We start from the raw sequence: 13,343 nt of genomic DNA, 5'->3' as shown, positions 1-13,343 counted from the left end.
TTTGTAGGCGGTTTCCCCGCCCGTAAACGGAAAACAATGGCCGACTACTGCGATCAGCCCGCGTTCACGATGCTTTCAACCAGCCCGGGCAGTTGGCCGAGATCGGATATCTGGCGGAATCTCGATTCGGCCACCGGAGCCTCGACATGCTCCAGCACCCAGGTCAGTTCATGCGGCACATGGACACCCCAACCGCCGGCCTCGATGGCCGGCACCACGTCCGACTTCAGCGAATTGCCGACCATCATGCTTTTTGCCGGACCATCGCCATGCCGGCTGAAGATCCTGTCATAGGTGGCGGCATTCTTGTCGCTGACGATCTCGATCGCGTCGAACAATTCGCCCAGACCTGACCCGGCCAGCTTGCGCTCCTGATCGAAAAGGTCGCCCTTGGTGATCAGCACAAGGCGGAACGCGCCGGCAAGCTTTTCGACAGTCTCGCGCGCATGCGGCAAGACCTCGATCGGATGGCTCAGCATCTCGCGGCCGGTATCGAGAATCTCCGATATGACCGCCGCCGGCACGTGGCCCTGTGTAACCTCGATCGCTGTTTCGATCATCGACAGGGTAAATCCCTTGATACCGAAGCCATAGACGGCAAGGTTGCGCCTTTCGGCTTCCAACAATCGCGCGGAGATGTGCCCCGCTTCGCCATGGTCGGCCAACATGGCGGCAAAGCGCTTCTGCGTCAGGCGGAAGAACTGCTCGTTCTGCCAGAGTGTGTCGTCGGCGTCGAAGCCGATCGTCGTCAGTTTGTCGTCGTGCCGCATGCAATTTCTCGATTAAGATTGGGGTCTCGATTGGGATCGGGATTGCGGAAACTAAGCCGATTGGCGCGATTTTCAACAGCGTCAGCCAATGCCCGGCGCGGCTCCCCTTCCCTTCCATTGGAGGGCACGGCTATACTCCACAATCCGCAACCCAATCTGGTGAATGATGCCGCCTGCAAAAAAGGAAGTCCGTCCGTCGAGCCGCGGAGGACGTGCCCGCACGCCTGCCTTCGTGAAAAACCAACGGGGCGTGAAGAACTGGAAGGAAGTCAGCGCCTGGCTGGAATGGCGCGGCATCGAAGACATCGAGTGCATCACGCCTGATCAGGCAGGCGTCGCCCGCGGCAAGATGATGCCATCGAAGAAATTCACCTCCAACACATCGCTGGCCCTGCCATCGGCGGTCTTCATGACGACGATTTCCGGCGGCTATCCCGAGGACGGCAACGGCTTCCATTACCCGGAAGACGACGGCGACCTCAAACTGATGCCGGACCTGTCGACGCTGACGGTGGTGCCCTGGGAAGAAGACCCGACGGCCGCGGTCATCTGCGATCTGGTCCATCAAGATGGCCGCTCGGTCGAGTTCACGCCACGCAATGTGTTGAAGCGCGTGGTTGCCGCCTATGACAAGCTCGGCCTGAGGCCGGTAGTGGCGCCTGAGATCGAATTCTATCTGGTGCGCAAGAATCCCGATCCGGATTATCCGCTGACACCGCCGGTCGGCCGTTCGGGACGTGCGATCGGCGGCGGCGCCGGCTATTCGATCGCCGGCGTCAACGAATTCGACGAACTGATCGACGACATCTACCATTTCTCCGAAAGCCAGGGCCTGGAGATCGATACGCTGATCCATGAAGAAGGTGCCGGCCAGCTTGAGATCAATTTGCGCCACGGAGACCCGATCGAACTGGCCGACCAGGTGTTCATGTTCAAGCGCACCATTCGCGAGGCGGCGCTGAAGCACGAGATCTATGCCACCTTCATGGCCAAGCCCATCCAAGGGCAGCCTGGCTCCGCCATGCATATCCATCAATCGATCATCGACAAGAAGACCGGACAGAACATCTTCTCGGCTGCCGACGGTTCGGAAACCGACGCCTTCTTCCATTTCATCGGTGGTATGCAGAAGCATGTGCCGAACGCGCTGGTGATGTTCGCGCCCTATGTTAATTCCTACCGGCGATTGACACAGGCGGCGTCGGCGCCGGTCAATAACAAATGGGGCTATGACAATCGCACCACGGCGTTTCGTGTGCCACGCTCGGATCCGGCGGCGCGGCGCGTCGAAAACCGCATCCCCTCCTCCGACGCCAACCCCTATCTGGCTTTGGCGGCATCGCTTGCCTGCGGGCTGATCGGCATCACCAGGAAGATCAAGGCCGAACCTCCCGTCCTGACGACCGCCAATGCCGACGAGATCGACCTGCCACGTGGCCTGCTCGAAGCCGTCGACCTGTTCGAGGGCGATAAGGAGCTCTGCGCTCATCTGGGCAAGTCCTTCGCCGCGACCTATGCGGCGATCAAGCGCGCGGAATTCGAGACGTTCATGGAAGTGATCAGCCCGTGGGAACGGGAGTATTTGTTGCTCAATGTTTAGCGAATAGCGAATAGCGAATAGCGAATAGCGAATAGCGAATAGCGAATAGCGAATAGAAATGATGAGACGGGCGATACAGTCTCGATCAACCCTCACTTTTCAATTCTTCCCTATTTGCTACTCGCTATTCGCTATTCGCTTCCCCTTCCAAATCTCCGAGTCTTCACCGCACCATGCCTTACCAATCCCCGATCTCCCCCGGCCGCTCCTGGTACGAAGACACAGCCGGACCGCGGCCTGAATACCCCGTGCTCGATGGCGACCGTACCTGCGATGTCGTCATCATCGGCGGCGGCTTTACCGGCCTGTCGGCGGCGGTGCATCTGGCCATGGGAGGGACGAATGTCGTTTTGATCGAGGCGTACCGTTTCGGCGATGGCGCTTCCGGGCGCAATGGCGGGCAGCTCGGCACCGGCCAGCGTTCCTGGGCAGAGGAACTGGAGGCCGAGTATGGTTTTTCGCGCGCCAAGGCCCTGTTCGATCTCGCCGAAGAGGCGAAGAAGCACCTCCTCGAATTCGCTGCTGCCAACCGGATCGACATCGACTATCTGCCGGGCCAGCTCTCGGTGGCGCACAAGCCGCGCTACGTCGACGACTACAAGGCACATGCCGAGATCATGGCGAGCCGTTTTTCCTACCCGCATATCTCGTTCATGGATGCCAGGGAGACGGCGGAGCGGCTGGGATCGACAGCCTACTTTGGCGGGACGCGCGACACCGGCACTGGACACATCCACCCGATGAAACTGGTGATCGGGACGGCGCGGGTGGCAGCGCTTGCCGGCGCGCAGCTGTTCGAGGGGACGCCATCGACCCGCATCATTTCCAGTGGCGGCAAGGTCAAGGTTTCGACGCCGAGAGGCACGGTGACGGCGAAGAAATGCCTGATCGCGGTCAACGCCCACGGCGGCACGCTCGAGCCGGTGAGTGCAGCGCATATCATGCCGATCGGTTCATTCATCGGCGCAACCGTGCCTTTGGGAGCAGACTCGAACGTGTTGCCGGGCGGCGAGTCCGTCGATGATTCCCGCTTCGTCGTGCGCTATTTCCGCAGATCGAAAGACGGGCGGCTGCTGTTTGGCGGACGCGAGATTTACGGCGTCAACGATCCGAAGGATATTCACATCCACATCCGTCGCCAGATCGCGGAACTCTATCCGGCGCTCAGGGACGTCGAGATCACACATGGCTGGGGCGGCTATGTCGGCATCACAGTGCCGAGAATGCCTTTCGTGCGCGAAGTGATGCCCAATGTGATTTCGGCCGGCGGCTATTCCGGCCACGGCGTCATGCTGTCGAACTTCTTCGGCAAGCTCTATGCCGAATCCGTTGCCGGCAACCGCGACCGGCTGAAGCTGATCGAGGATCTGAAAATCCCGCCCTTCCCCGGCGGACGGCGCTTCCGTACGCCGCTGCTGTTCCTGGCGCTCAACTGGTTTGCTCTGCGGGACAGGATTTAGGGTTGTTCCCACTTTTCGGGATTGCGTTTCGGGCTGGACAGGATCGCGCTGAATTCATGTAATATTACTGTAATATTTGTTGCCGTAGCGGCACATTGCGGAATCCCCGTCAAAGGTGCAGAATCGGGTGGGAAGGCGTAGTGATGCCACAATCGCCGGCAAAAGATGCCGGTTGTGGGCGACTGATGGGGAATTTTGCGGGCTTGCCCGCTTTGGTTTCTTGGGACCGATGCAGATCTTTCGCCAGGTTCTTTGGCATTCGATCGAAAGAACATTGGCCCACTTATGGAGGTGGCAAGAGTGAAAGAGCCCTTCAGTTTCGGTACGCCGGAACGTCGGCGCTTTGCCATGCAGTTCGGATACGATATGCGGCCGTCGTTCTGGCAGGAAGTCCGTTCGAACTCGCATCTGGTGATCGCCGCAATCGGCACCGCCGCACTGCTTGGCGTCGCCGCCGTGGCGCTATGGCTGGCATTGCCGGCCAGCGACAGGCAAGCGTCAGCAAGCCCCGAGCAGACGATTCCAGCCATTCCGGTGAAGACGACGAAAATCGCCCCGGTGGGGGCTGCAGTCGCCGCGACAACCGTGCCGCAGGCGCGCAAGTCCGACGCGGTTTCACCGACCGTGGCAGCAGCGGAAGCCATCCCCGCACTCAAGGCCAATGATCCGCGCTGGACCGGACCGCAGCCGAAGGTCGCCTCCGATTCGACTGCTCCCAGCCAGGTGGCGAACCGGGCTGAACCGACGCCGGACAAACCGGCGGTGGCGTTCGCGCAGCCAGGAGCCGATACCGATGCCACCGCTGAACTTGCCAAGGTTGCCGCGCCCCCCGCGGCGGCGGGCAGCCATCCCGATGGCGCACAAACCGCCGCCATCCCCGCGGTGAAGCCGCCAGTGCCGGCTCAGCAGCCAGCGGCAACAGAAGGCGACGGCAGCCAGGTCAAGGCGAAGCCTGGGAAGGTCGCAGCCGCCGGAACGGGGCGTATCCTGAGGACCGTGACCATGCGTAGCGGGCCGAAGAAGAATGCCGCCGCCATCGGCACGGTGCCAGCCAGAACCTCGGTGCAGGTGATGAGCTGCAAGCAATGGTGCCAGATCACCTATAACGGCAAGACCGGCTGGGTCTACAAGACCTACATCAAGACCGGCGCCTGACTCCCACTGCTCGGCGTGGTCATGTTGGCGACATACGCCAGGCTATCAGATGCAGCGGCCGCCATCGACCTCCAGCGCCACACCGGTGATGAAGGCGGCTTCGTCGGAGGCCAGCCAGAGTGCGGCATTGGCGATGTCGAGCGGCGTCGAAAGCCGGCCGAGCGGGATCGATGCGCGGAACTTCTCGCGGATTTCGGGTGTGTCGGCGCCCATGAATTTCTCCAGCATGCCGGTCTCTCCAGCAACCGGGCAGAGGCAGTTGACGCGGATGTTCTTCGGCGCCAGTTCCACCGCCATCGACTTGGTGGCGGAGATCGCCCAGCCTTTCGACGCATTGTACCAGGTGAGGCCGGGCCTCGGCCGCAGACCCGCGGTGGAGGCCGTGGTCAAAATGACGCCGCCGCCTTGCCGCTCCATGATCGGCACCACGGCAAGCGCTGCGTGATAGATCGCCTTCATGTTGACTGATGTGATCAGATCGAAGGTTTCCTCGTCGACATTGAGCATGTCGCCGTTGCGATGGGTGTAGCCGGCATTGTTGACCATAATGTCGATGCGCCCGAAGGCGCTCTTCGTGGCATAGACCATCTCGTCGAATTCGGAGCGCAGCGAAACATCGGTCTGGGTCCAGATCGCCGCTTCACCGATCTCGCCGGCGACACGCTCCGCACCCTTGCCATTGAGATCGGCGACGACGACCCTGGCGCCCTCCTCGGCAAAGCGCCTGGCCATGCCCTCGCCAAAGCCTGACGCAGCACCGGTGATGACGGCAACCTTGTTTTCCAGACGCATGTTTTTCCCGCTCATGCTTGGTGACGATCGACCTTCACGCCGATCATACACATCCACGCAGTGCCGCGGCTGCTGAACAGGTTGGTTGAAAGATGTGCGGCCATCGCCGATTTCTCCTTTGGCTTTCGCCTCGATCCCGCTCTATGCTGCAACTGCGAAGGGCTTCCGGAGCCGCGCCTGTCGACAAGCCTCCAGGTCATCGGACTGTCAAGGGGCAGGCGCATACACCCAGATGTGACACCATGGCACTGGAAAATTTAAATCGATTAGATTATATCAGCCGCGTACTTGCGACCGGCGTCAGAGCGGATAGACCATGACCAGCCAGATCATCCCCGTCGACCCTTTCGACTTCATCATTTTCGGCGGCACCGGCGATCTGTCGGAACGCAAGCTTTTGCCGTCGCTCTACTATCGCCAGCGCGACCATCAGTTCTCGGAGCCGACGCGCATCATCGGCACATCACGATCGAAAATGAGCGATGAGGAATTCCAGGCCTTCGCCAAGCAGGCGATCTCCGAGCACGTCAAACCGGCCGATATCGACGCCACGGAATTGAAGACCTTTCTGGCGCGGCTATCCTATGTCTCGGCCGATGCAACGACCGGCGCCGGCTTCGACAAATTGACAAAGGCGATCGGCGACAGCGACCGTATCCGTGCCTTCTACCTGGCGGTGGCGCCGGCGTTGTTCGGCGATATTTCGCACAAGCTGAAGGAGCACAATCTGATCACGCCGAACTCCCGCATCGTGCTGGAGAAGCCAATCGGCCGCGACCTTGCCTCGGCGCGAGCGCTCAACGATTTGGTCGGCGACAATTTCCACGAAAGCCAGATCTTCCGCATCGACCACTATCTCGGCAAGGAGACGGTGCAGAACCTGATGGCGCTGCGCTTTGCCAACGCGCTCTATGAGCCGCTGTGGAATTCCGCCCATATCGACCATGTGCAGATCACGGTCGCCGAGACAGTGGGGTTGGAAGACCGCGTCACCTATTACGACAAGGCTGGCGCACTGCGCGACATGGTGCAGAACCATATGCTGCAGCTGCTGTGCCTGGTCGCCATGGAAGCGCCGTCTTCGATGGACGCCGACGCGGTGCGTGACGAGAAGCTGAAGGTGCTGCGGGCGCTGAAGCGCATCAACGGCAACGAGGCGCCGAAGCACACCGTGCGTGGCCAATACCGCGCCGGCGCCTCGGCCAGCGGAGCTGTAAAAGGCTATGTCGAGGAGCTTTCCCACGACAGCAACACCGAAACTTTCGTCGCCATCAAGGCCGAGATCGGCACCTGGCGCTGGGCGGGCGTTCCGTTTTACTTCAGGACCGGCAAGCGGCTGGCGACCCGGGTTTCGGAAATCGTCATCGAATTCAAGCCGATCCCGCATTCGATCTTCGGTGACAGCGCCGGTCCGATATTCGCCAACCAACTGGTCATCCGGTTGCAGCCGGACGAAGGCGTCAAGCAGTTCATCATGATCAAGGATCCGGGTCCGGGCGGCATGCGGCTGCGCCAGATCTCGCTCGACATGAGCTTCGCGCAATCCTTCGATGGCCGCGCGCCGGATGCCTATGAGCGACTGATCATGGATGTCATCCGTGGCAACCAGACCCTGTTCATGCGCCGCGACGAGGTCGAGGCGGCGTGGAAGTGGATCGACCCGATCCAGAACGCCTGGGAAAGCGCCAGACAAGAGGCGCAAGGCTATACGGCAGGCACCTGGGGACCCTCGGCCTCCATCGCACTGATCGAACGTGACGGGCGGACATGGCACGAGAGCAATTGAACAGCGCCGCCTACAGCTGGAACGGCTTCGCCGGGCGCCAGGAATTGGCGGCCGCCCTTGCCGGTCATGTCGCCGGCCGCCTGACCAAGGCAATCGCCGAGCGCGGCACGGGGCTGCTCGCCGTCTCCGGAGGCACCACGCCGGCAAGGTTCTTCGCCGCTCTTTCGGCGATACCGATCGCCTGGGACAAGGTGATCGTGACGCTGGTCGACGAGCGCTTCGTGCCGGCCTCCTCGCCACGTTCCAACGCCGGGCTGGTGGCCGCAAATCTCTTGCAGAACGCAGCCAAGGCGGCACGTTTCGTGCCTCTCTATCACGAAGTCACCGACATCGAGGACGCGGCGGCGTCCGACAACGCAGCACTGCAGTCGCTGCCCTGGCCGCTCGACGTCGTCGTGCTCGGCATGGGGCCGGACGGCCATACCGCCTCGTTCTTTCCCGATGCCGACGACCTGGCAAGATTGCTCGACCCGTCCTGCGACAGGATCGTGCTGCCGGTTCGTGCGGCGAGCGCGGGCGAGCCGCGGCTGACCCTGTCGCTGGCGCGCATCGTCGATGCCGGCTTCATCGCGGTGCACATCGAGGGCGAGGACAAGCGCACCGCCTTCGACGGCGCGGTCGCACCCGGACCGCGAAAACCAATCCGCGCCGTGCTCGACGCCGCGCGTAAGCCCGTGGAGATTTTCTGGGCGCCCTGATTTGAACGTACTGAGGGTCCCGGCGGACAGCCGGATTGTGTTCCGGGACCTCGCCTGAAAGGACCGACACCATGACCGTCAGACGCGACATCGAAGCCATCACCGAACGCATCCGCGAGCGTTCAAAGCCAGGCCGCGAGCGTTATCTCAGCCGCATAGCCGAGGCGTCGAACCGCACCGCCAACCGGGCCGTGCTGTCGTGCGGCAATCTCGCCCATGGCTTTGCGGTGTGCAGTCCCTCGGAAAAGCTGGCGCTGGGTGCGGATAAGGTTCCAAACCTCGGCATCATCACCTCCTATAACGACATGCTCTCGGCGCATCAGCCGTTCGAGACCTTTCCGGCGCTGATCAAGGATGCGGCGCGCGAGGCCGGCGGCATCGCCCAGGTCGCCGGCGGCGTGCCGGCGATGTGCGATGGCGTCACCCAAGGCCAACCCGGCATGGAGCTATCGCTGTTTTCGCGCGACGTGATCGCCATGGCCGCAGCGATCGGCCTGTCGCACAACATGTTCGACGCCGCCGTCTATCTCGGCGTCTGCGACAAAATCGTGCCTGGCCTGGTGATCGCCGCACTGACCTTCGGCCATCTGCCGGCGGTGTTCATTCCCGCAGGACCGATGACCACTGGCCTGCCGAACGATGAAAAGGCCAAGGTCCGCCAGCTCTATGCCGAGGGCAAGGCCGGACGCGCCGAACTGCTGGAGGCCGAGTCCAAGTCCTACCATGGGCCGGGCACCTGCACCTTCTACGGCACGGCGAATTCCAACCAGATGCTGATGGAGATCATGGGCCTGCACACGCCGGGCGCTTCCTTCGTCAATCCCGGAACGCCGCTGCGTGACGCCCTGACCCGCGAGGCGACGAAGCGGGCGCTGGCGATCACAGCGCTTGGCAATGCCTATACGCCGGTCGGCCGGATGATCGACGAGCGCTCGATCGTCAACGGCGTCGTCGGCCTGCACGCCACCGGCGGCTCGACCAATCACACCATCCACCTGATCGCCATGGCGGCGGCGGCCGGCATTGCCATCACCTGGCAGGATATTTCCGACCTTTCGGAAGCGGTACCCCTGCTGGCGCGGGTCTATCCCAACGGTCTCGCCGACGTGAACCATTTTCATGCCGCCGGCGGGCTCGGCTTCCTGATCCGCGAACTGCTCGACGAAGGCATCCTGCACGAGGATGTGCAGACGGTGTGGGGCGAAGGCTTGCGGCCCTACGCGGTCGAGGCAAAGCTCGGTGCCGACGGCAGCGTGGTGCGCGAAGCCTCGCCGCGCAAAAGCGGCGACGAGAAAGTGCTGGCGCCGTTCAGCAAGGCTTTCCAGGCGACCGGCGGCCTCAAGGTGCTCTCGGGCAATCTCGGCCACGCCGTCATCAAGACTTCCGCGGTGAAGCCGGAACGGCGCATCATCGAGGCGCCGGCCAAGGTCTTCGACAGCCAGCAAGGGTTGAACGAGGCGTTCAAGGCGGGCACGCTGACCGGCGATTTCATCGCCGTCGTCCGCTTCCAGGGACCGAAGGCCAACGGCATGCCGGAACTGCACAAGCTGACCACCGTGCTCGGTATCCTGCAGGATCGCGGCCAGCGCGTGGCGCTGGTCACCGACGGGCGCATGTCGGGCGCCTCCGGCAAGGTGCCGGCGGCGATCCATGTGACGCCGGAAGCAGTCGAGGAAGGGCCGATCGCCAGGATCCACGAAGGCGATATCATCCGGCTCGACGCCGAGGCCGGGACACTTGAGGTTCTGGTGCCGGCCGGCGACTTCGCCTTGCGCCGGACGGCGGATGCCGACCTCATCGGCAACGAGTTCGGATTCGGCCGGGAGCTGTTCGCTGGCTTCCGCCAATTGGTCGGCCGCGCCGACCATGGCGCCAGCGCCTTCGGCACGGCGTGATGGAATCACCGTTCTGTGCATGAAAAGGGCGGCTCTTGGCCGCCCTTTTTGCTACCGGTCAAGTCAAATGGCGGTCACGGCGTAACGGTAATTTCGCTCCGTTCGCCGGCCTTGACGATCACCGGCATTTCCTTGTCATGGCCTGCATCGGACATGTGGCGGACGACCACATAGTCGCCGGCCGGAACGGTCTGCTGCCAGGTATCGCCATAGTTCATGCCAAGCGCCTTGCGCTTACCCTCTATGTCCTTTTTCGGTGACAGTATCTCGATCGAATAGGCACCCGAGGCCGCTATCGCCAGGACGCCGGCATCGAGCGGCACCTTGATGTCCATGATATCACCGACCTTGACGCTGAACGGCTGCTCGACGACCGCCAGGTCAAGCGTGGTGACCGCCACATAGTCGTCCGGCGGCAGCCAGAACTTGCTGTCGGGTCCATAGGAATGCTCGACACTGTCACGCGTGCCGTCGATTCTCTTCTTCGCTTTGACGATCTCGAAGCCGAGGCCGGAACTGTCGGCCTTGTCACCGCCGGCGACATAGAAAGCGTTGAGCACGATATGGCCGACGCCGACGATGACGTCCTTCTCGATCTTCTGCCCGGCGGCGAGCTGGATGGTTTCGGTGACGCTGCCGGAGCCTATCTGGACCGTGACCTTCTGTTCGCCCGCCGGCACGATGATTTTGGTGTCGCCATAGTGGGTGGTGCTGCCGCCCGGATAGGCGAAATTGAGGCTGGCCGCGTCACTGATGTCGGCGCCCTGGCTCGGTCGCGGATGAATGAGCATGGTGCCCGCGTTCAAGGTGAACAGCGGCTTGTAGACCTGGCCCGCCTCGATCTTGAATTTCTGCTCCACCTTGGCTTCGTCGTCGCGCGCCACGACGATGTAGTCGCCCGGCTCGAGATTGCCGTTGTAGGTGCCATATTCGGTGGTGACGGAATCGCCCCGCGAGCCGTCGGCGCTTGCCTTGTAGATCTCCCAGGCGTTGCCGTCGGTGATCGGCTCGCCACCTTCGGCCATCACCACTGTCGGCTGAAAATTGAACTCCGGTTTCGCCGGCTCCGGTGCGGGCGCAGGCGCCGGAGCGGGAGCCGGTTCTTGAGCGGGTGCCGCCACGGTCTCGACAAGGGCTTCCTGCAGCGCCTTCTCGTCGGAGGCCTGGATGTATTTGCCGCCGGTGTTGTCGGCGAGGCAGGCGATCTGCTTGCCTTCGTCGGCGGTGAGGCCGAAGCCAACGACATCGGCTGTGAAGTCGACGCCGGATGCCTCAAGCTCCTTGCCGAGCGCGCAGGGGTCGCCACCGCATGTTTCGAGACCGTCGGTGATGAGCACGACGGTCGCCTTGTCCTCGGTATATTTCAACGCCTCGGCTGCTTGCTTGACCGCAGAGGTCAGGGGCGTCTTGCCGAGGAATTTCAAGCTGTCGGCGGCCGCCGAAATGGCACTGGCCGAACCTGCCTGTGGCGGCACGATCAACTGGATGTCGTCGCAGCTGCCCTTTTCGCGATGGCCATAGGCCATGAAGCCGATTTCGTCGTCGACGGGGACCGATTGAAGCACCGTTCGTAGCGACTCGCGGGCGATTTCGAGCTTGGGCTTGCCGTCGATCTGCGCCCACATCGAGCCGGAGGCGTCGAGGATAACGATGACCTTGTTTGCGGCGAAGCCGAACGTCGTCATCGACAAAAGGAGGATCGCCGCAGCGACGCCCCGTGCAAGTCCCGCCATCGAAATCTCCTCAATCCGCCCCTGATCCGGGCGGCAAGCTATTTGACGCGGCGCCGGGACACAAGTCGGTGCCGGTGCGTAGGGCTCCGAACTCAGCTTAACAAAAGACCTGACGACATCCAGTTCGGCGGTGTCGGCAGTGCCGGTAGTTTTTCACGATAGGAATTTTTTCTTGACTCAGTGCCCTCAGCTATGGTACATATTCGCCCATAGTGCTGATTTGCGCCGGTGACCCGCCGCTCAGGCGGGTTTTTCGTTTGATGCTCCGCCGGCCCGGTGCCGGGGCCGAATACCGAACTTTTCAACGGAAGCGAAAAACCGCTCAGTAGGTCGTGCGGCGCTCTTCCGAGGGCGGCCTGCATGACCCGCCGCTCAGGCGGGTTTTTCGTTTGATGCTCCGCCGGCCCGGTGCCGGGGCCGAATACCGAACTTTTCAACGGAAGCGAAAAACCGCTCAGTAGGTCGTGCGGCGCTCTTCCGAGGGCGGCCTGCCGAATTGCAGCCGGTAGCTCTGGGCAAAGTAGGAATGCGAGGTGAAGCCGGTTGCGATCGCCACGTCGAGGATCGGCATGTTGGTCTGGCGCAACAATTCGCGCGCCCGCTCCAGCCGCAGCCGCATGTAATAGCGGCCGGGGGTGACGCTGAGATGGCGCAGGAACAGCCGCTCGACCTGGCGCACCGACAGGCCGGCGGACTTGGCCAGTTGCACGGCCGACAGCGGCTCGTCGAGGTGGTCTGCCATCAGTTCGACAATGCGCCTGAGCTTCTCCGACTTGCCGGTCAGGTCTCGTTCCGGACCGACGCGCTGGCGGTCGCCGGCCGAGCGGATGCGTTCGTGCTGGAACTGGTTGGCGACGCCATTGGCGAGATTCGAACCGAAATCGCCGCGCACGATCTCCAGCATCAGGTCGATCGAGGTGGTGCCGCCGGCGCAGGTGTAGCGCTTGCGGTCGATCTCGAAGACGTTGCCGGTGCAGTTGATGTCGGGGAAGCGTTCGACGAAGCCGGCGCGGTTTTCCCAATGGATGGTGCAGCGATAGCCTTCGAGTTGGCCGGCCTCGGCCAGCAGATAGGAGCCGACCGACAAGGCACCGAGCGCATTGCCGCGCCGGCCCCAGCTGCGCAGTGCCGCCAGCACCTTGCTCTTGCCAGGAAATTCCGTCGTCAGCCCGACCGAGACGAAGAGGATGTCGACCGGCGGCAGGTCGGCAACGGCATAGTCGATCTTGAGCGGCAGGCCATTGGAGGCCATCACCGGATCGCCATCGGCCGACACCGTGGTCCAGCCGTAGAAGTCGCGGCCGAGCAACCGGTTCGCCGACCGGAACGTATCGATCGCCGCGGCCAGCGAGAACATGGAGAACTTGTCGACCAGCAGGAAAGCGAACTGCCGACCGCCCTGAACGGGATCAGTCATGACCGGCCGTTCCGGGGGAATAGTGGAGTTCGGCAAA

10 protein-coding genes are annotated in these 13,343 nt (G+C 62.5%); 6 read left to right on the top strand and 4 right to left on the bottom strand.

Features of this window, described 5'->3' with window-relative positions; genetic code table 11:
- Nucleotides 1-53 precede the first annotated feature (53 nt).
- A complete protein-coding gene (locus NKJ89_RS11340; RefSeq protein ID WP_352602372.1) occupies nucleotides 54-770 on the bottom strand; it encodes an HAD family hydrolase in 717 nt (238 codons plus the stop codon).
- 163 nt (nucleotides 771-933) lie between these two features.
- On the opposite strand from NKJ89_RS11340, the gene NKJ89_RS11335 reads away from it, so the two are divergent.
- The 3 genes from NKJ89_RS11335 (at nucleotide 934) to NKJ89_RS11325 (ending at nucleotide 4,985) form a co-directional block, all read left to right on the top strand.
- Nucleotides 934-2,370: a glutamine synthetase family protein gene (locus NKJ89_RS11335; RefSeq protein ID WP_023758370.1), complete on the top strand. Its 1,437-nt coding sequence runs from the start codon at nucleotides 934-936 to the stop codon at nucleotides 2,368-2,370.
- A 173-nt stretch (nucleotides 2,371-2,543) separates the two neighbouring features.
- Complete coding sequence (locus NKJ89_RS11330; RefSeq protein WP_352602370.1) at nucleotides 2,544-3,830, top strand: NAD(P)/FAD-dependent oxidoreductase; 1,287 nt, start codon at nucleotides 2,544-2,546, stop codon at nucleotides 3,828-3,830.
- A 300-nt stretch (nucleotides 3,831-4,130) separates the two neighbouring features.
- The gene (locus tag NKJ89_RS11325; RefSeq protein ID WP_352602368.1) at nucleotides 4,131-4,985 is read left to right on the top strand and encodes an SH3 domain-containing protein; all 855 of its coding nucleotides are present in this window, start codon (nucleotides 4,131-4,133) and stop codon (nucleotides 4,983-4,985) included.
- 45 nt (nucleotides 4,986-5,030) lie between these two features.
- On the opposite strand, the gene NKJ89_RS11320 is transcribed toward NKJ89_RS11325, so the two are convergent.
- On the bottom strand, nucleotides 5,031-5,777 hold the full coding sequence (locus tag NKJ89_RS11320) for an SDR family oxidoreductase (RefSeq protein ID WP_352602447.1): 747 nt from the start codon (nucleotides 5,775-5,777) through the stop codon (nucleotides 5,031-5,033).
- A 316-nt stretch (nucleotides 5,778-6,093) separates the two neighbouring features.
- Between NKJ89_RS11320 and zwf the strand changes: the two genes are divergently transcribed.
- The 3 genes from zwf to edd all read left to right on the top strand — a co-directional run bounded on the left by zwf (nucleotide 6,094) and on the right by edd (nucleotide 10,156).
- Nucleotides 6,094-7,563: a glucose-6-phosphate dehydrogenase gene (gene zwf / locus NKJ89_RS11315; RefSeq protein WP_352602366.1), complete on the top strand. Its 1,470-nt coding sequence runs from the start codon at nucleotides 6,094-6,096 to the stop codon at nucleotides 7,561-7,563.
- Nucleotides 7,545-8,261 (top strand): 6-phosphogluconolactonase, encoded by a 717-nt coding sequence (gene pgl / locus NKJ89_RS11310; RefSeq protein ID WP_352602365.1) that lies wholly within the window; start codon nucleotides 7,545-7,547, stop codon nucleotides 8,259-8,261. The genes zwf and pgl overlap by 19 nt, the downstream gene beginning before the upstream one ends.
- A 71-nt stretch (nucleotides 8,262-8,332) precedes the next feature.
- On the top strand, nucleotides 8,333-10,156 hold the full coding sequence (edd, locus tag NKJ89_RS11305; RefSeq protein WP_352602363.1) for a phosphogluconate dehydratase: 1,824 nt from the start codon (nucleotides 8,333-8,335) through the stop codon (nucleotides 10,154-10,156).
- 74 nt (nucleotides 10,157-10,230) lie between these two features.
- On the opposite strand, the gene NKJ89_RS11300 is transcribed toward edd, so the two are convergent.
- A complete protein-coding gene (locus tag NKJ89_RS11300; RefSeq protein WP_352602361.1) occupies nucleotides 10,231-11,889 on the bottom strand; it encodes a vWA domain-containing protein in 1,659 nt (552 codons plus the stop codon).
- Nucleotides 11,890-12,343: 454 nt separating this feature from the next.
- Nucleotides 12,344-13,306, bottom strand: a complete 963-nt coding sequence (locus NKJ89_RS11295) for a GlxA family transcriptional regulator (RefSeq protein WP_013530232.1) — start codon at nucleotides 13,304-13,306, stop codon at nucleotides 12,344-12,346.
- Nucleotides 13,307-13,343 lie beyond the last annotated feature (37 nt).

Source organism: Mesorhizobium sp. M0047 (assembly GCF_040323315.1).
In the GTDB taxonomy this organism is placed as follows: domain Bacteria; phylum Pseudomonadota; class Alphaproteobacteria; order Rhizobiales; family Rhizobiaceae; genus Mesorhizobium.
The sequence above is the reverse complement of the archived record's forward strand: the minus strand, read 5'-3'. Positions and strand labels throughout refer to the sequence as shown.